The organism is Achromobacter pulmonis, from assembly GCF_021733725.1.
Taxonomy (GTDB): Bacteria; Pseudomonadota; Gammaproteobacteria; order Burkholderiales; family Burkholderiaceae_B; genus Achromobacter; species Achromobacter pulmonis.
The window spans coordinates 1,075,748-1,093,846 of sequence record NZ_JAIFOT010000001.1; the positions used below are offsets into that span (position 1 = coordinate 1,075,748).

Below are 18,099 nucleotides of genomic sequence, written 5' to 3' on the forward strand. Positions count from 1 at the left end.
CTGCGATCAGGCCGCAAGCCGCGCCGGCAAACGCTGTCCCGGCGCTTGTCATAGGCTGTCGCGGCATCGATTGGCAGCCGGGGCGGCAGAGTGCTAATACCCCTTGCGCCGTCAAGGATAGAATCTCGCATTGGCCGACCTGGCGCCTCGCGCCGCCATTCAAACGCTGTCCCGTACACCATGCCGTCACGCCTGCGTCCCGTCATGCATGGGTCTCGCATCAGCCGCGCGTCGATGCGCGGCCGGCGTCTCGCGGCGCTTTGCCTCCTGCCGTTCTGCGCCGTGCTGCTGGCGGCCTGCGAACGCGCCCTGCCTCCTTTGCCCAACGATGCCTATGTCTGGCAGCGGCGCTGGACGCCCGCGCTGGTCCAGGCGCTGAATGAAAGCGCCGATGTGCTGCGATCGTGGCGCGTGCTGGCGGCCGAACTGCGCGCCGACGGCGTCTGGTTCGAAGCGGCGCCCGACCTGGCCGCGCTGGCGGCGACCGGCCGTCCGGTGGTGCTGGTGCTGCGGCTGGATGGCCGCGTCGGCGCGTTGCGCGAGGCCGAGATTGCCGCGCGCGCCACCGCCACGCTCGCCGTCTGGCGCAACGCCGGCATCGCGCTGGCCGGCCTGGAAATCGACTACGACTGCGCCACCGCGCGGCTGCCGGCCTATACCGCGCTGCTGACCACGTTGAAGACCCGGCTACCGCCCGACCTGCCGTTGTCGATCACCGCGCTGCCCACCTGGCTGGACAGCCCCGCGCTGGCCGGCCTGCTGGCGGTACCGGACGAAACGGTGTTGCAAGTGCATGCCGTATCGAACCCGGCGCAGGGGCTGCTGTTCGACGCCGCGCACGCGCGTGCCTGGCTCGACGCTTACGCCCAGCGCACCGGCAAACCTTGGCGGGTGGCGCTGCCGGCCTACGGCAGCCGGGTCGCATGGGACGAACAAGGCCAGATCGTTGCGGTCGAAAGCGAACGGCCGGCGTTGATGCCGGGCGGCCGTTCGGCCGAACTGCTGGCCGCGCCAGGCACCGTCGCGGCCTTTGTCGGTGCGCTCGATCGCGCGCGCCCGGCGCGCCTGGCCGGCATCGTCTGGTTCCGCCTGCCGACCCAGGCCGACACGCGCGCCTGGAGCCTGCGGACCTGGCGCGCGGTGCTGGCGCGCCAGCCCCTGGCGCCGGCGCTGGCAGTCGCGATCAATCCGCCGGACTCCGGCGGCGCGCGCGACGTGCTGCTGGCCAACCGCGGCAACGCCGACATGCCGCTGCCCTTCATGGTCAGACTGGACGCCCGCTGCGCCGCCGCCGACGGCATCAACGGCTATACCCTTGAGTACGATCGCAAGGGCAGGTATCTTCGGCGCGCGCAGGATGGCCTGCTGCGCGCCGGCGCTGAACGCGCCATAGGATGGATCCGCTGTGACTCCCCAACGCCGAGCTTGCATGTACAACCGTAAAACGCTGGCCGTCGCCCTGCTGCTGGCCGGCACCGGCCTCGTCATCGCCTGTGGTCCCGACTTCCCGCCGCAATTGCTGGATGATCGCGCGAGCACCCTGCAAGGCACGCCCGCCAATTCATTCGCCTATGAGGCGGCGCGGCTGGTGCCCGCCGCGGATGCGCTGCGGGCCAATGAGTCGCCGCTGCTGCCGGACGGCAGCTACCGCTCCGACGCCATCCCGGAATCCTACGACGCCACGCTCACACCAACGCAATACGAACAGGTGCGAACGATGCGCGCGCGCGCCGATGGCGACCAGGCCTACGCCGCAGGCGCGGGCCTGCCCGAAGCCGTCCGCCTCTATGCCGCGGCCGCGGTCGACTACCGCACGGCGCCGCAAGCGCCGGACGAGGACCGTTGGGAACGGGCGCGTCAGCGCCTGCGGGCAATTCTGGCGCTGCCCGCCGAACAGGCCGCGACACGCAGCGTCTGGGCCACTTACATGTTGGCCGAGATCACGGATGCGGCAGCATCGGCGCAGGGCTATGCCCGCGTGCGCGACCTGGCGCGGCATGGGGCTCCCGATCCCCTCGGCCTGGCCGTCGCCAGCTACGGCCAGCAGGCGCGACTGTCGTTGCGCGGCAATCTGGGGCAATGCGCCTACGCAGACGTCGTCAACGCGACGCCCTGTCTGGACGCCGTGGCGCCCCCCGATCTGCAACAGGCGGTGCGCCTGTACGCCGCCCAGGCCGCGCGCGACTCGGTCAGTGGGCGCGAATCGCTGCGCCTGATCGCCGACTGGGCGCTGACCTCGCCAGCCCGCGCCGGCCGGCTGATCGACGATCCGGTCGGTCAGCGCCTGCTGGTGGCGTATGGCCTGGCCCGGATCGGCGACATTGTCGACGGCAAGCCCGACAGCGCGCGCGACCCGTTCGCCAACTTCGAACGCAGCGGCCGCCTGAGCCTGGCCGATGCCGCCGACGGCGCTCCCAACGTGGCGCCGAACCCGGCCCTGCAATCGCTGGCGGCCGCGTTGCAGACCCAGGAACCGCAGCGCATCGCCAACGCTGACCGGGTCGCGGCGCTGGCCTACCGCGTCGGCCGCTACGATCTGGCCCAGGCCCTGGCCAACCGGCTCGACACGGCATTGGCGTGGTGGGTACGGGCCAAGCTGGCCATCCGCCGCGGCGACAACGAACTCGCCGCCCAGGCCTATGCGCGCGCCGTCGGGGCGTTTCCGCGCGCCGATGGCAGCGTCGAACCGGAATCGGGCGCGCGGCTCAAGGCCGAGCAAGGCGTGCTGTCGCTGTCGCGTGGCCAATACGTGGAAGCGCTGGACCAGCTGTATCGCGCGGCCGCGGCCGGCGACGGCGCCAACCGGCCCGCTGAAGGCTGGACCCAGTCGCCTTACTGGAACGACGCCGCCTACGTGGCCGAACGCGTGCTCACCACCGAGGAACTCAAGGCCTATGTCGACCGCCTGCCTGCCGCCACGCCGGCGCCTGCGCGCCCGGCCGGCTTTGGCAGCTATACCCCCGACCAGTTCTATGCATGGCGCCGCCTGAATCCCCCGCCCGCGCACGACCGCCTGCGCCAGCTGCTGGCCCGGCGCCTGGTGCGCGAAGGCCGCGCAGCCGAGGCCCTGCCTTATTTTCCGGCCGATGACGACCCGCGCTTTGCCCGCGTCGACGATGACGACGGCAACTGGACGATCCGGGAGTCCGACGTGCGCCTGCGCGCCGCCCAGTATGCAACCGCGCTGCAGACGGCGGGCAGCGCCTGGGGCCGCACCCGCCGCGCCAGGGCCTGGTATGACGCCGCGGCGCTGGCGCGCCGTGACGGCATCCGCATCATGGGCTACGAGCAGGGGCCTGACTACGCCGTCTACGATGGCAACTACTCGGCGGGCGCCGGCCGCGATGCCAACCCCTGGTGGCGCGAGGCGCGCGCAGACGCCGGGCAGCCAATGGATACTCCCCGGCAACGGGCCGAGGCGGACCTGCCCGGCCCTTACGTGACCCCGGAGGAACGCGCCCGCTACGCGGCCAGCGAGGCGCGCCCCAACGTGCGCTACCACTACCGCCAGATCGCCGCCGGCTACGCACTGAAAGCGGCCGACGAACTGCCCTCCCGCTCGCAGGCCTTCGCGGCCGTGCTGTGCCACGGCGCAAGCTACGTGATCGATGACACGCCGGCGCGCGCCACCGCCATCTACCTGCGGTATGTGGATCAGGGCGCGCGGGTGCCCTTCGGCGACACCTTCGGCCGCGAATGCCCGGAGCCGGATTTCCAGTCGGCCGCGCGCTTTCACTACATCCAGGCATGGAAGGCCTGGGAACACGCACGCCAGCAGCATGCCGGCCTGTTGCTAGCCAGCGGGTTGCTGGCCCTGGCGGCGCTTGGCGCCGGCCTGTGGGCCTGGCGCGATGGCGGCCCGGCCGCCGCCGGCAGGAGACGCTAGGGCTCCTCTGCGGCGGGCAACGCGACCCGCCGCAGCAGTCCGCGCCAATGCTCCGGCACCCGCGCACGCACGCGCAGGTCGGCGGCAACCCGCTCGGCCTCGATGAATTCGTAACGCGGCGCGCCATCCAGGCGCTCAAGCAGCGGCAGCTTGACCACGCCGGCGGCGTCGCCCAACAGCATCGGCGCCATATAGATCAGCAGTTCATCGATGCAGCCTGCCGCCACCAGCGCGCCGCTCAGGCCCGCGCCGGCCTCGACGTGGACTTCGTTGCACTGCTGCGCGGCCAGCCAGTGCATCATCGCCGGCAGATCGACCCGATCGGGCGTCTCGGCCGGCATCGGCACCACGCGCACATTCCGGGCTTCCAGCCGCGCCTGCTTGGCGGCATCGGCGCGGGCCGTGAACACGATGACCTCGCCGCCATCGAACAGGCGCGCGTCCTCGGGAATCTCGAAGCGGCCGTCGACTACCGCCCGGCGCGGCTGGCGCGGCGTCGCCACGCTACGCACGGTCAGTTGCGGGTCGTCCTTGAGTATCGTGCCGATGCCGGTCAGCACCACGCAGCTGCGCGCGCGCCAGCGATGCCCGTCGGCGCGCGCCTCGGGGCCGGTGATCCATTGCGACAGGCCGTTCTGCAGCGCGCTGCGTCCGTCCAGCGACGTCGCCATCTTGAGCCAGGTCCAAGGCCGCCCGCGGCTCATGCGCGCAATGAAACCGGCATTCAGCGCCAGCGCCTCTTCGCGGCAGATGCCCGTGGTGACGGCAATGCCGGCCTCGCGCAGCCGCGCCAGGCCCTTGCCGTTGACCAGCGGATTGGGATCGCCGATCGCCACCACCACGCGCGCCGGCGCAGCCGCCAGCAGCGCCTCGACGCAGGGCGGCGTACGGCCGAAATGGCTGCACGGCTCCAGCGTGACGTAAACGGTGGCGCCCGCCACCGATTCGCCGCGCGCCTGGGCATCGCGCAGGGCGCAGACTTCGGCGTGCGGCCCTCCAGGCGGCTGGGTCGCGCCTTCGCCCAGGACCCGGCCATCGCGCACGATGACGCAGCCGACCCGGGGATTGGGCGCGGTCGAGTACATGACGGTCTGCGCCAGCGCCAGGGCGCGCCGCATCCAGGACAGGTCTTCGGGTTCGCTGGGGTTCACGCTGGGGTTCATCATCATGCTGGGATTGTATGTCCGCGGCGCGCCGCCGGGGCGTGTCGCCGCGGGGCGCGCTATGATGCTTCCCGGGCCTGCCGCTCAATGTCCGTTTCAGGCCGATGCTGGTCTGGAGCCGGCCTCGCCCGGCGCTGCCGGCGGCATCACAATATGCCACCCCCCCTGAAATACCTCGGCAAGGAGCCCGCAGCCATGAAACAGGCATTGATTGTCATCGACGTCCAGGATTCTTTTCGTCAACGTCCGTTTTGGGATGAATCGGAATATCCGGCATTCATCTCGCAACTGCAGGGCCTGATCGACGCCGCCCGCGCCCGCGGCGTCCCGGTGCTGCAGGTATTCCACACCAGCGCCGCCAATGATCCGGCCAACCCGTTCTCGCTGGCCTCCGGCCACGTCAAGACCCTGAAGGAACTGCACATCGAACCCGACGCGGTGTTCCACAAGACCGTGCACTCCTCGCTCTACGCCAGGGATGCCGACGGCGCCACCTTGCAGGACTGGCTGCGCACGCACGGTGTCGAGGGCGTCATCGTCAGCGGCATCCGCACCGAACAATGCTGCGAGACCACCACCCGCCACGCCAGCGACGACGGCTTCAAGGTGGTGTTCCCGACCGACGCCACGCTGACCTTCGCGATGCAGAGCCCGTCCGGCAAGCACTACACCCCGGCCGAGATCCGCGATGCCACCGAACTGGTGCTGCAGGGCCGTTTTGCCCGCATTGCCCGCGCCGCCGACGTCTTCGCCGACGCGCACTGAGGACGAGCCGCCATGATTCCCGTGCACTTCATCCTGCCCCGGGGAATCGTGCTGCTCGACGTGGCCGGACCGGCCGAGGCGTTCCGGGTCGCCAACAAGCTGTGTCCCGGCGCCTTTGAGCAGCATTTCTGCGGCCCCTCGACCGAAATCGAAAGCGGCATTCCCGGCCTGCACCTGGCGCGGATCCAGCCCTTGCCCGAGCAGTTGCCGCCCGAGGCCCTGGTGATCATCTCGGGCGTGGTCGGCAAACCCACCCGGCTGGACGAACCCGAGGCCCGCCGGATCATCGACTGGCTGGCGCGGCGCCACCCGGTCGACGGCTTCACCTTGATGACCGTCTGCGCCGGCGCGCTGTTCGCCGCCGCGGCCGGCCTGACGCGCCAGCGCGAGTGCACCACGCACCACAGCTGCCTGGCGCAGCTCGCCGACATGGATCCGAGCGCCCGATTGCACGACAACCGCATCTTCGTCGAGGATGGCAACCTGGTCAGCAGCGCCGGCATCACCGCCGGCATCGATCTGGCGTTGCACATGGTGTCGCGTCACTGCGGCCCGCGGGTGGCCAGCGAAGTGGCGCGCGACATGGTGGTGTACCAGCGGCGCGCCGGCAGCGACTCGGCCTTGTCCCCCTGGCTGGAGCACCGCAACCATATGCATCCCGGCGTGCACCGGGTGCAGGACGCGGTCGTGCGCAACCCGGCGGCGCCCTGGTCGGCGCAGTCGCTGGCCGAACAAGCCCACACCAGCCCGCGCCACCTGACGCGCCTGTTCCATGAACATGCCGGCTGCACGCCGATGGATTACCTGTATCAGATACGCGTGGCGCTGGCGCGCGACATGCTGCGCGAAACCCGCTTGAATCTGGAAGCCGTGGCGGAAAAATCGGGCTTCGGCTCGGCCCAGCACCTGCGCCGCGTGTGGCGCAGATTTCAGCCGCAGACGCCCAGCATGGCGCGCGCGCCGGCGCCGTAGCCGCCTAGTGCCAGCAGCCGGCCGGCCGGGGCGGCGCGCGCCGCGCCGCTGAAGCGGACGGGCGGCTCACTCCTTGCGCAGCTTGCCCGGCAGCACCGGCCCCTGCATTTCGCGGATCGCCTCGACGAATTCGCCGATGTCCTCGAAGCTCTTGTAGACCGAGGCGAAACGTACGTAGGCCACTTTGTCGAGTTTGCGCAACTCGTTCATGACCAGTTCGCCGATATGGCCGGAAGCCACTTCGCGCAGGCCGCTGGCCAGCAGTTGTTCCTCGATGCGGGCCACGGCGGCGTCCACGTCCTCGGTGCTGACCGGACGCTTGCGCAGCGCCAGGCTCAGGCTGGCGCGCAGCTTGGCGGGATCGTAGTCGCTGCGGCTGCCGTTGCGCTTGACCACGGACGGCAATGCCAGCTCCACCCGTTCATACGTGGTGAAGCGCTTGTCACAGGACTGGCAGCGGCGCCGACGACGAATGGCGTCGCCCTCTTCCGAGACACGGCTGTCAACGACCTGCGTTTCGGAGTTGCCGCAAAATGGACACCGCATGTGTGATCCCTGAAAACACGGAAAGCAATAATTCGCCCATATTGTAACGATGCGACGGCTTGCCCGTGTCGATCATGACAAATTCGTCCCTAATATTTTTGCCCTGGAGGCCGCCGACACGCAAGCGCCATTGGCCCTAAAACAAAAGGACGGCCCCTTGCGGAGCCGTCCCCTCTAGGCGCGGGCGGCGCGGAGCCACCGCCGTGGCGGCATTACTTGCGGCCGTACACCGGCAGGCGCGAGGTCAGTTCGTTGACCTTGGCGCGCACGGCGGCGATATTGGCCTCGTCGCGCGGGTTGTCCAGCACGTCGGCGATCAGGTTGGCGGTCAGCTCGGCCTCGGCTTCGGTGAAGCCGCGGGTGGTCATGGCCGGCGTGCCCAGGCGGATGCCGCTGGTCACGAAGGGCTTTTCCGGATCGTTCGGGATGGCGTTCTTGTTGACCGTGATGTGGGCCTGGCCCAGCACCGCTTCGGCTTCCTTGCCGGTGATGCCCTTGGAACGCAGGTCCACCAGCATGACGTGGCTTTCGGTGCGGCCCGAGACGATGCGCAGGCCACGCTTGACCAGCGTGTCGGCCAGCACCTTGGCGTTCTTGACCACTTGCTGCGCGTAGGTCTTGAATTCGGGTTCCAGCGCTTCCTTGAAAGCCACCGCCTTGCCGGCGATGACATGCATCAGCGGGCCGCCCTGGATGCCGGGGAAGATGGCCGAATTGACGACCTTTTCGAATTCCGCCTTCATCATGATGACGCCGCCGCGCGGGCCGCGCAGCGACTTGTGCGTGGTCGAGGTGACGAAATCGGCGTGCGGCACCGGGTTCGGGTAGGCGCCACCGGCCACCAGGCCGGCATAGTGGGCGATGTCGACCATGAACAGCGCGCCGTTGTCATGGGCGATACGGGCCATGCGCTCGAAGTCGATGTGCAGGGCATAGGCCGAGGCGCCGGCGACGATCAGCTTGGGCTTGTGTTCCTTGGCCAGTTGCTCGACCTGGGCGTAGTTCAGGACTTCGTTTTCGTCCAGGCCGTACGAGATGAAGTTGTACAGTTTGCCCGAGGCGTTGACCGACGCGCCGTGGGTCAGGTGGCCGCCTTCGGCCAGGCTCATGCCCAGCACGGTGTCGCCCGGCTTCAGGACGGCCATGTACACGCCCTGGTTGGCCTGCGAGCCCGAGTTGGGCTGCACGTTGGCGGCTTCGGCGCCGAAGATCTGCTTCAGGCGATCGATGGCCAGTTGCTCGACCACGTCGACGTATTCGCAACCGCCGTAGTAACGCTTGCCCGGGTAGCCCTCGGCGTACTTGTTCGTGAGCTGCGTGCCCTGGGCTTCCATGACGGCCGGGCTGGCGTAGTTCTCCGAAGCGATCAGCTCGATGTGCTGCTCCTGGCGAACGTCTTCCTTCTGGATGGCGGCCCAGACTTCCGGGTCAGCCTTGGAGAGGGTGAGGTTGCGGTCAAACATGACGGGGGGTTCCTGAGGCGGTAAGAGAGGAGGAAACTGCGCCCGGGCGGGTAAACCCGGATAATGACGGATAGTTTACCGCGTCACGCCACTTTGCCTGTCGTCAAAATGCCCCGAATGGAGGCAAAATTCCCCTCAAGGACGCGAAATTTCCGCCATCCCCGCGCGGCCGGAAACCCCTCTCAACCCGACTTGAGAAACTTTCATGCAAACGCAGACTCTGCTTGCCTACACCCTGGTCGCCGCCGTCAGCGTCATCACGCCCGGCCCCGCCAGCATCCTGGCCATGCGCAATGGCGCCGCCGGCGGCCTGCGCGCGGTGTTGCCGTCATCACTGGGCAATGTCACGGGGCTGTTCCTGCTGTCCGCCGCCGCCATGCTGGGCCTGGGCGTGGTGCTGCAGTCGTCGGCCCTGCTGTTCGCCGCCCTCAAGATCGCCGGCGCCGCGTACCTGATCTACCTGGGCCTGCGCCACCTGCTGGGCCGCAGCAGCGTGGCCGCGCCGCCGCCGGGCAGCGCCGGCGCGCCGCGCGGGGCGCTGGCGCTCTATCTGGAAGCGGCCTTCGTGGCCGGCCTGAACCCCAAGCCGATCCTGTTTTTCACCGCGCTTTTTCCGCAGTTCCTGAACGCGGCCGAGCCCCTGCTGCCGCAGTTCTTCATCCTGACCGGCATCTTCATGGGCCTGTCGCTGCCCTCGCTGCTGGCCTACGGACTGCTGGCGCGCCGCGCCCGCCGCCTGTTCCAGCAGCCGCGAGCGGTGCGCTGGATCAACCGGGCGGTGGGGTCGGTGTTCGTGGCCTTCGGCGTGGCGCTGCTGCGGCTGAAACGCGCCAGCGCCTGAAAGCGGCGCGCGGGCGGCAACGGTTCCACAAATGAAAATGGGCCGCAGGGATTGCGGCCCATTTTGACGCCCCGGCGCTCAGGATGCCGAGGTTGCCCCGATCAGCTTGGGCGCCAGCCTCGGGTTGAGCGTGTAGGTGCCGGTCAGCGACGCCTGCGCCAGCACGTGCTTCTGGATGGCGCGCAAGGCATCTTCACCGTTGAACGAGCCTTGCAGGTTCAGCGAATGGACGTCCAGCGCGTACAGCGTGAACACATAGCGGTGCACCAGCGAGTCGTTCCAGGGTGGGCACGGGCCGTCGTAGCCGAAGTAGTCGCCGCTCATGTCGTGGTCGTTGGCGAACCAGGACGAGTACGAGTTGATGCCCTGGCGGGCATCCAGCGGCGCCAGCGGCCCGCCCTTGCCACGCGGCGTGATGCCACTGGAGAAGGCGCCTTCCTCGATTTCGCGCATGTCGGCGGCCAGGTCCACCAGCACCCAATGGAAGAAATCCACCCGCGGCAGGTCGGCCGGCACCTCGCGGCCTTCCTGGTTGACGTCGTCGGGCTTGGAGGGGACGTCCGGATCGTGGCAGATCAAGGCGAACGACTGGGTGCCCGCCGGGACGTCGTCCCAGGAAAACTGCGGGTTGTAGTTGTCTGCCAGCGCGACGTGCGATTGCGCATCGATCTTGCCGAAGGCGTAGCGCTCCGGAATCGACTCGTTATCGGAAAAAGACAAACTCGAAAGTTTCATGTCGTGCTCCTTGAAGTGCTGCGAAGGCATCCCAGCCTTGAACGTCCCTCCAGCGTAGCAAAATCTTCGCGATTATGGGTTCAACTTAACACGCGCGAACTTGCGCTTGCCCACCTGGACGACGTAAGTCCCTGCGGGCAGTTGCAACGATTTGTCTTCGACCCGGTCGCCATTGACGCGCACCCCGCCTTGCTCGACGTTGCGCTGCCCCTCCGAACCCGATGCCACCAGCCCCGCCTCGCGCAGCAGCTTGAGGATACCGACCGGCGCGCCGCCGATGCTGACCTCGGGCATGTCTTGCGGGATCGCGCCGTCGCGGAAACGCGCCTCGAACGCGGCCAACGCGTCGTCGGCCGCCTTGGCCGAGTGGAACCGGGTGATGATCTCCTGCGCCAGCATGACCTTGGCATCGCGCGGATTGCGGCCGCCATCGATCTCCTGACGCAACGCCGCGATGTCTTCCAGCGAGCGGAACGAGAGCAGCTCGAAGTAGCGCCACATCAGCGTGTCGGAAATCGACATCAGCTTGCCGAACATCGAATCGGGCGACTCCGAAATACCGATGTAATTGCCCTTGGACTTGGACATCTTCTCGACGCCGTCGGTGCCGACCAGCAGCGGCATCGTCAGGATGCACTGCGGCTCTTGCCCATATTCCTTTTGCAGCTCGCGGCCGACCAGCAGGTTGAACTTCTGATCGGTGCCCCCCAGCTCCAGATCGGACTTCAGCGCCACCGAGTCGTAACCCTGCATCAGCGGATACAGGAATTCATGCACCGAGATCGGAATGCCGCCTTTGAAGCGCTTGGTGAAATCCTCGCGTTCCATCATGCGCGCCACGGTGTAGCGCGACGCCAGCTGGATCATGCCGCGCGCGCCCAGCGGATCGCACCACTCGGAGTTGTAGCGGATCTCGGTGCGGGCCGGATCCAGCACCAGGCTGGCCTGCGCATAGTAGGTCTTGGCGTTGGCCTCGATCTGTTCGCGCGTCAGCGGCGGACGGGTGCTGTTGCGGCCGCTGGGATCGCCAATGGTCGAAGTGAAGTCGCCGATCAGGAAGATGACCGTATGGCCCAGGTCCTGGAGCTGGCGCATCTTGTTGAGCACCACCGTGTGGCCCAGGTGGATGTCGGGCGCGGTCGGGTCCAGCCCCAGCTTGATGCGCAGCGGCACGCCGGTGGCGCGGCTGCGGGCCAGCTTGCGGGCGAATTCGGATTCGACCAGCAGCTCATCGCATCCGCGCTTGGCAATACGCAGATCGGCTTCGACTTCGGGGGTGATGGGGGCTTCTGAGGGTGACATGTAAGGGGGGCCAGGACGGCTTTAGCCGATAAAAGGTGTAAAAAGTGACGAAAACTATCGAAAATTCTAGCCGAATCAGCTAGGATACCGCCCTAATCATACGCAACTGTCATATGTACGCAGTTGCGCTTCCGGTTACCACCCGTTGTTCACAAGATGCGCCCCGCGCCAGCCCTTGCCCCGAAAAACGTGGCGCGCGGGGGCCGTTCGTGTCACGCACCCTGCGAGCTCATGCCACCTGAGAGGGTATCTTCACGATGAATCGTGGCCTCCACGACCTGGCGAGTAGCATCAAGCGCAAAGTTGCCGCCGTATTTGCGCCCGTCGAACCCAAGTCCCATCGCTCGGGGCTTTTCCGCCGCACGCTTCTGGTCACCGCCGTGGGTCTGTTTGCCGGCGCCGCCGCCTTGGGCATGGTGCAGCAACCCGACCGCAGCGAACTCCCCCCCACCCGCGTCATCCAGAGCATTCTGCCGCTCACCACCGAGCAGGTCGAAGTCAGCACGCCCAGCGCCGCACCCTACATCAGCGAAACCCGCATCCGTCCGGGCGACACGCTGGCCGCCGTGCTGCAGCGCCTGGAACTGGATTCGCCGGGCCTGCAAGCCTTCCTGACCCACGACGCCAGCGCCCGCAGCATCTACAAGCTGTACCCGGGCCGCTCGGTGCAGGCCGCCACCGACGCCGAAGGCAAGCTGATCTGGCTGCGCTATATCCACACCCCGGGCAACGAGGCCGAAGGCCAGGTCGTCACCCGCATGCTGCACGTCGCGCGCACCGACGATGGCTACAAGGCCGAGGAAGTCACCGAGAACACCGAGCGCCAGACGCGCGTGGCGGTCGGCACGATCCGCTCCTCGCTGTTCGGCGCCACCGATGCCGCCGGCATCCCCGATTCGGTCACCATGCAGATGGCCGACATCCTCAGCGCCAAGATCGACTTCTTGCGCGACCTGCGCCAGGGCGACCAATTCCGCGTGGTCTACGAAGTGCGTTCGCACGACGGCCGCTACGCCGGCGCCGGCCGGGTGCTGGCCCTGGAATTCATCAACAACGGCAAGACCTACAACGCCGTCTGGTTCAGCCCCGACGACAAGACCGGCTCGTACTACGATTTCGACGGCACCAGCCTGCGCGGCGCGTTCCTGCGCACCGCCCTGAAGTTCAGCCGCATCAGCTCGACGTTCGGCATGCGCATGCACCCGATCCACAAGACCTGGACCGGCCACAAAGGCGTGGACTACGCCGCGCCCTCGGGCACGCCAATCCACACCACGGCCGACGGCACGGTGGAATTCGCCGGATGGCAGAACGGCTACGGCAACGTCGTGATCATCAAGCACCACGGCAAGTACTCGACCCTGTATGCCCACCAGAGCCGCATCGCCGCGGGAATCACCAAGGGCACCAAGGTCTCCCAGGGCCAGCTGATCGGCTACGTGGGCGCCACTGGCTGGGCGACCGGGCCGCATCTGCATTATGAGTTCCGCGTCGACAACCAGCCCATCGACCCGCTTTCGGTGGACCTGCCCGTGGCCCGCACCCTGGAGCCCGCGGAAGTCCGCGCCTTCAATCAGGCCGTGACGCCGTACAAGCAGCAGATCCAACTGCTGACCCAGTTCCAGCAGACCCTGCCCGACACCCTGACCAACGTGGCCAGCCGCTAGGCTGGCCGGCATGATGCACCCGCAAGGCGGCCCGCGCACCTCGATGCCGGGCCGCTTTTTTTCAGGCAGCCATCGCCATGACCGTACCCCAGCATTTCATCGGCCTCATGTCCGGCACCAGCGTGGACGGCGTGGATGGCGTCCTGGCGCAACTGCGCCCCGGCCAGCCGCCGCGGTTGCTGGCCAGCGCCAGCCTGCCCATGCCGGCCGCATTGCGCGCCGAGTTCCTGGCGCTGAACCTTGCCGGCGAAGACGAACTGGCCCGCTCCGCCCTGGCCGCCAATGAACTGGCGCGCCTGTATGCGCGCGTGGTGGCCGACCTGCAGGCCCGCGCCAGCCTGCCGGCGCGGGACATCGCCGCCATCGGCGCCCACGGCCAGACGGTGCGCCACCGCCCCGATCTCGGCTACACCGCGCAATTGAACGCACCCGCGCTGCTCGCGGAGCTGACCGGTATCGACGTGGTGGCGGACTTCCGCAGCCGCGACGTGGCCGCCGGCGGCCAGGGCGCGCCGCTGGTGCCGCCCTTCCACGCCGCGGTGTTTGGCGCGCGGCAGGGCCGCGCGGTGCTGAATCTGGGGGGTATCGCCAATGTCACTCTGTTGGTGCCGGGCCAGCCGCCGCGCGGCTTCGATACAGGCCCGGCCAATGTCTTGCTGGACGGTTGGTGCCAGCGGCACCTGGGGCGGGCTTACGACACCGATGGCCGCTGGGCCGCCAGCGGCCAGGTGCTGGCGCCGTTGCTGGAGCAACTGATCGCCAGCGAACCCTGGTTCGCGTTGCCGCCTCCCAAATCGACCGGCCGCGACTTGTTCAACCTGCGCTGGCTGGACGACCGGCTGGCCGCCTTCGACGGCCCCACCCCCGCTGCGCAGGACGTGCAGGCGACCTTGCTGCGCCTGACGGCCCGCACCGTCGCCAACGCCATCGACGCCGCGGGCGCCGATGTGCGCGAACTCTATGTGTGTGGCGGCGGCGCCCATAACCCGGGCCTGATGCGCGAATTGGCGTATTGCCTGCAACGCCCGGTCCACCCCACTGACGCGCTGGGCGTGCCGGCGCAGCAGGTCGAAGCGCTGGCTTTCGCCTGGCTGGCCCAGGCCTTCCTGGCGCGGCGGCCCGCCGGCCTGCCCAGCGTCACCGGCGCGCGCGGCCCACGCATCCTGGGCGCCCTCTACCCGGCCTGAGCCCGCCAGGCGCCCAATGAAAAAGCCCTTCGGCTTGCCGAAGGGCTTTTTTTTGACTGGCGGACGATCCGCCGCCAGCGCGGTTTACACCGAGAACGACGAGCCGCAGCCGCAGGTGGTAGTGGCGTTGGGATTGCGGATGACGAACTGCGCGCCCTCCAGGTCTTCCTTGTAGTCGATCTCGGCGCCGACCAGGTATTGGAAGCTCATGGGATCGACCAGCAGTTGCACGCCAGCCTTGTCGAGCACGGTATCGTCTTCGTTGACGACTTCGTCGAACGTGAAACCGTACTGGAAACCCGAACAGCCACCGCCCTGCACGAACACGCGCAGCTTCAACTCGGGGTTGCCTTCCTCGGCCAGCAGGTCCTTGACCTTGGCGGCTGCCGAGTCGGTGAACACCAGGGGAGCAGGCGGGGCGGCCTGCAGGTCGACGGTTTCGGTCACTGCATTCATGATTCACTCCTGGCCGCTGGGGCCATATTCCGATGAGCGGCTGCGCCACTCGCATGTAGTCACTATAGCGCAGCGCCGCCCGGACTCAAAGTTCGAGCTTGACGCTGCGGGAGGCACGGACCACATCGCCCTCCAGCACGCTGATGGTCACGTTTTCAGGGACGAATCCCTCGGGCAGCGCCAGGATGCCCTGGCTGCGCTGGTACTGGTCGAACTGCAAGGCAAGCGATGCAGTCGCGGCGTTCTCGGCCGTGGCCGGCTCGGAGCCGTTCTCGGCCTTGACCTGCATCGGCGCCAGGTCCACGGTAACGATTTCGCCCTTGAGCATGCCGGTGGCCTGGAACCGCAGCGTGCCGGCAAACGGCGCCGCGCCGCCGCGGCCGCTGCGCATCAGCAGCACCTTGTAGCGCAGGCCGGCGCCATCGCGGTCGATCTGGGCGCCGCGGATGCCCACGGTGCCTTCCGGACCAGGCGGCAGCAACTGTTCGTAAAAGGCCAACTGGTCACGCACGCGGCCGAGTTCGGCCTGCGCGCCATGCAATTGGGTTTCGAGTTCCTGACGCGCCGAGCGCTCGATCACCAGCTCGCCATCGGCGGTATCGAGCTGGCCACGCACGTAACGCAATTGGACCGCCTGCTGACGCATGGCCTCGTCGCGCGCCTCGACCTGCGCGACGCTGAGCACCACCGCGTCCACTGGCCGGTAGACCGCGCGCGCATAGTAGTAACCCGCCGCCGCGCCCGCCAGCGCCCCCGCCAGCACGCCGGCAGTGACCCGCAAGGCAACACCGGGGCGGGAAGCGCGAGGGAGGCCGGGAGAATCGTCGGACATGGTGAACGGGCCGGCGGCGGACCGCCAGCCCAACCGCAACTCAGGGCAGGATCGCGACCTGATCCAGGCCGAGGGTTTCGGTGAAGCCGAACATCAGGTTCATGTTCTGCACCGCCTGGCCGGCCGCGCCCTTCACCAGGTTGTCCTGCACCACCATGATGATGAGCTGGTCGCCGCCGCCCGGACGCGACAGCGCGATACGCAGGTTGTTCGAGGCGCGCACCGAGCGCGTCTCGGGCAGGCTGCCGGCGGGCATGACGTCGACGAACGGCTCGTCGGCATAGCGCTGCTCGAACAGAGCCTGGAAGTCGGTGTCGCGCGCCTCGGGCTGGATGCGGGCGTAGAGGGTCGAGTACATGCCGCGGATCATCGGCACCAGATGCGGCACGAAAGTCAGGCCGACCTTGCCGCCAGCGATCTTCTCGAGCTGGGCGACGATTTCCGGATGATGGCGGTGGCCAGCCACGCCGTAGGCCTTGAAGTTGTCCGACGCTTCGGAGAACAGCGAGCCGACCTCGGCCTTGCGGCCGGCGCCGGACACGCCCGACTTGCAGTCCGCGATCAGGGTCTGTGCGTCGACCAGCTGTTTGCCGCCTTCGAGCAGCGGAGCCAGGCCCAGCAGCACCGTGGTCGGATAGCAACCCGGGTTGCCGATGACGCGCGCCTTGGCGATGGCTTCGCGGTTCAGCTCGACCAGGCCATACTGCGATTCAGCCAGGATGTCCGGGCAGGTATGGGGAATCTTGTACCAGCGTTCGAAGGTAGGCACGTCCTGTAGGCGGAAGTCCGCGGCCAGGTCGATGACCTTGGTGCCGGCGGCGATCAGTTCCTGGGCCTGGGCCATGGCCACGCCATGGGGCGTGGCGAAGAACACCACATCGCAGTCGGTCAGCGTGGCCTTTTCCGGCGCGGAAAAGGCGATCCGCACGCGGCCGCGCAGGTTCGGGTACATGTCGGCCACCGGCAGCCCGTCTTCCTTGCGGGACGTGATGGCGGTCAATTCCACATGGGGATGCTGCGACAGCAAGCGCAGCAGTTCGACGCCGGTATAACCGGTGCCGCCGACGATACCAACCTTGATACGGGAGTTCGATGCTTGGGCCATGATGTGTGCTCTTCGTAGAACGAGGCTCGATTGTATCGCTCGGACAACCGGCCTTGCCGCCATACGGGAAACCGCGCGGCGACCGGAGTCCGACCGGACGAAGCCCGCGGAGTTCCGCGGGCCTGGATCGGGGCCGGGGCCCCGGGATGTAAAAAAAAGCCCGCACGAGGCGGGCTTTTTTCGCAGCGATTAACGCTTGCTGAACTGCTTGCGACGGCGCGCCTTGCGGAAGCCGACCTTCTTGCGTTCGACTTCGCGGGCATCGCGGGTCACAAAGCCAGCTTGCGACAGCGCGGGCTTCAGGGTCGCGTCGTAGTCGATCAGGGCACGCGTGATGCCGTGACGGACTGCGCCGGCCTGGCCGGTTTCACCGCCGCCGTGCACGTTGACCTTGATGTCGAACGATTCCAGGTGGCCGGTCAGTTCCAGCGGCTGGCGCACGACCATGCGGCCGGTTTCACGAGCGAAGAACTCGTCGACGGGCTTGCCGTTGACGACGATCTTGCCGGTGCCTTTCTTGATGAAAACGCGAGCCACCGAAGTTTTGCGACGGCCGGTTCCGTAGTTCCAGTTACCGATCATGGCGTTTCCTTAGATATCCAGCGTCTTGGGCTGCTGGGCGGTGTGCGGGTGCTCGGCACCGGCATAGACCTTCAGCTTCTTGATCATGGCGTAGCCCAGAGGACCCTTGGGCAGCATGCCCTTGACGGCCTTCTGAATGGCGCGACCGGGAAAACGCTCTTGCATCTTCTCGAAGTTCGTTTCGCGGATACCGCCCGGGTACGTGGTGTGGCGGAAGTACTTCTTGTCCTTCGCCTTGGTACCGGTGACGACGATATCGGAAGCGTTGATGATGACGATGTAATCGCCGGTATCAACGTGCGGCGTGAATTCAGGTTTGTGCTTGCCACGCAGACGACGTGCGACTTCGCTGGCCACACGACCGAGGACTTTGCCCTTGGCGTCGATCACAAACCAGTCACGTTGGACTTCATGCGGCTTGGCCACAAAGGTCTTCATGATGGTTCCTAGAAATGAAAATGGTCTCCGGCTGGACGATCCAGCCAGGTTTTTCCCTCAACTAGACGGCGGAACCCGCGTCTTCCCAGAAACTGGGTTTCAGCCGACTCCGTCATCCCTATCGACGTCCCGCCTAAGCGTTATTACCCGCCCGTGCAA

General features: G+C 67.6%; 17 protein-coding genes. 7 read left to right on the top strand and 10 right to left on the bottom strand.

The features are described from left to right. Nucleotides 1-204: 204 nt before the first annotated feature. Together K2W61_RS04960 and K2W61_RS04965 are read left to right on the top strand one after the other, a co-directional pair. Nucleotides 205-1,443, top strand: a complete 1,239-nt coding sequence (locus K2W61_RS04960; protein WP_236755136.1) for a DUF3142 domain-containing protein — start codon at nucleotides 205-207, stop codon at nucleotides 1,441-1,443. Then, nucleotides 1,430-3,886 carry a hypothetical protein gene (locus K2W61_RS04965; protein ID WP_236755137.1) on the top strand — a complete coding sequence of 819 codons (2,457 nt, stop codon included), beginning with the start codon at nucleotides 1,430-1,432 and terminating at the stop codon, nucleotides 3,884-3,886. Before K2W61_RS04960 ends, K2W61_RS04965 begins: the two co-directional genes overlap by 14 nt. Here K2W61_RS04965 and ribD read toward each other — a convergent pair. Then, nucleotides 3,883-5,004, bottom strand: a complete 1,122-nt coding sequence (ribD, locus tag K2W61_RS04970) for a bifunctional diaminohydroxyphosphoribosylaminopyrimidine deaminase/5-amino-6-(5-phosphoribosylamino)uracil reductase RibD (protein ID WP_175134757.1) — start codon at nucleotides 5,002-5,004, stop codon at nucleotides 3,883-3,885. The genes K2W61_RS04965 and ribD overlap by 4 nt on opposite strands. Nucleotides 5,005-5,244: 240 nt before the next feature. On the opposite strand from ribD, the gene K2W61_RS04975 reads away from it, so the two are divergent. Then, nucleotides 5,245-5,814 (top strand): cysteine hydrolase family protein, encoded by a 570-nt coding sequence (locus K2W61_RS04975; protein WP_175141652.1) that lies wholly within the window; start codon nucleotides 5,245-5,247, stop codon nucleotides 5,812-5,814. Between the two features lie 12 nt (nucleotides 5,815-5,826). Then, on the top strand, nucleotides 5,827-6,786 hold the full coding sequence (locus K2W61_RS04980) for a GlxA family transcriptional regulator (protein WP_175134735.1): 960 nt from the start codon (nucleotides 5,827-5,829) through the stop codon (nucleotides 6,784-6,786). 66 nt (nucleotides 6,787-6,852) lie between these two features. Here the strand turns inward: K2W61_RS04980 and nrdR are convergent, their stop codons facing one another. Together nrdR and glyA are read right to left on the bottom strand one after the other, a co-directional pair. After that, on the bottom strand, nucleotides 6,853-7,332 hold the full coding sequence (gene nrdR, locus K2W61_RS04985) for a transcriptional regulator NrdR (RefSeq protein WP_006392798.1): 480 nt from the start codon (nucleotides 7,330-7,332) through the stop codon (nucleotides 6,853-6,855). Nucleotides 7,333-7,544: 212 nt separating this feature from the next. Next, nucleotides 7,545-8,795, bottom strand: coding sequence for a serine hydroxymethyltransferase (glyA, locus tag K2W61_RS04990; RefSeq protein WP_175134734.1), 1,251 nt, complete (start codon nucleotides 8,793-8,795; stop codon nucleotides 7,545-7,547). A gap of 205 nt (nucleotides 8,796-9,000) precedes the next feature. Here glyA and K2W61_RS04995 point away from each other — a divergent pair, with 205 nt between their 5' ends. Continuing rightward, nucleotides 9,001-9,636, top strand: a complete 636-nt coding sequence (locus tag K2W61_RS04995) for a LysE family translocator (RefSeq protein ID WP_175134733.1) — start codon at nucleotides 9,001-9,003, stop codon at nucleotides 9,634-9,636. 78 nt (nucleotides 9,637-9,714) lie between these two features. Here the strand turns inward: K2W61_RS04995 and K2W61_RS05000 are convergent, their stop codons facing one another. Beyond that, complete coding sequence (locus tag K2W61_RS05000) at nucleotides 9,715-10,371, bottom strand: YbhB/YbcL family Raf kinase inhibitor-like protein (protein WP_175134732.1); 657 nt, start codon at nucleotides 10,369-10,371, stop codon at nucleotides 9,715-9,717. A 72-nt stretch (nucleotides 10,372-10,443) separates the two neighbouring features. Further along, the gene (gene tyrS, locus K2W61_RS05005; protein WP_175134731.1) at nucleotides 10,444-11,673 is read right to left on the bottom strand and encodes a tyrosine--tRNA ligase; all 1,230 of its coding nucleotides are present in this window, start codon (nucleotides 11,671-11,673) and stop codon (nucleotides 10,444-10,446) included. A gap of 257 nt (nucleotides 11,674-11,930) precedes the next feature. Between tyrS and K2W61_RS05010 the strand changes: the two genes are divergently transcribed. After that, on the top strand, nucleotides 11,931-13,340 hold the full coding sequence (locus K2W61_RS05010; protein ID WP_175134730.1) for a M23 family metallopeptidase: 1,410 nt from the start codon (nucleotides 11,931-11,933) through the stop codon (nucleotides 13,338-13,340). 77 nt (nucleotides 13,341-13,417) lie between these two features. After that, a complete protein-coding gene (locus K2W61_RS05015) occupies nucleotides 13,418-14,527 on the top strand; it encodes an anhydro-N-acetylmuramic acid kinase (protein WP_336885385.1) in 1,110 nt (369 codons plus the stop codon). 84 nt (nucleotides 14,528-14,611) lie between these two features. On the opposite strand, the gene erpA is transcribed toward K2W61_RS05015, so the two are convergent. The 5 genes from erpA to rplM form a co-directional block, all read right to left on the bottom strand. Continuing rightward, nucleotides 14,612-14,983, bottom strand: coding sequence for an iron-sulfur cluster insertion protein ErpA (gene erpA / locus K2W61_RS05020; protein WP_175134728.1), 372 nt, complete (start codon nucleotides 14,981-14,983; stop codon nucleotides 14,612-14,614). An 85-nt stretch (nucleotides 14,984-15,068) separates the two neighbouring features. Further along, entirely contained in the window at nucleotides 15,069-15,815 is a 747-nt protein-coding gene (locus tag K2W61_RS05025) for a DUF6776 family protein (protein WP_236755138.1), read from the bottom strand. A 40-nt stretch (nucleotides 15,816-15,855) separates the two neighbouring features. Beyond that, complete coding sequence (argC, locus tag K2W61_RS05030) at nucleotides 15,856-16,920, bottom strand: N-acetyl-gamma-glutamyl-phosphate reductase (RefSeq protein WP_175141654.1); 1,065 nt, start codon at nucleotides 16,918-16,920, stop codon at nucleotides 15,856-15,858. A gap of 189 nt (nucleotides 16,921-17,109) precedes the next feature. Next, nucleotides 17,110-17,502, bottom strand: coding sequence for a 30S ribosomal protein S9 (gene rpsI, locus K2W61_RS05035; RefSeq protein ID WP_006388641.1), 393 nt, complete (start codon nucleotides 17,500-17,502; stop codon nucleotides 17,110-17,112). A gap of 9 nt (nucleotides 17,503-17,511) precedes the next feature. Further along, on the bottom strand, nucleotides 17,512-17,940 hold the full coding sequence (gene rplM / locus K2W61_RS05040; protein WP_006217309.1) for a 50S ribosomal protein L13: 429 nt from the start codon (nucleotides 17,938-17,940) through the stop codon (nucleotides 17,512-17,514). Nucleotides 17,941-18,099 lie beyond the last annotated feature (159 nt).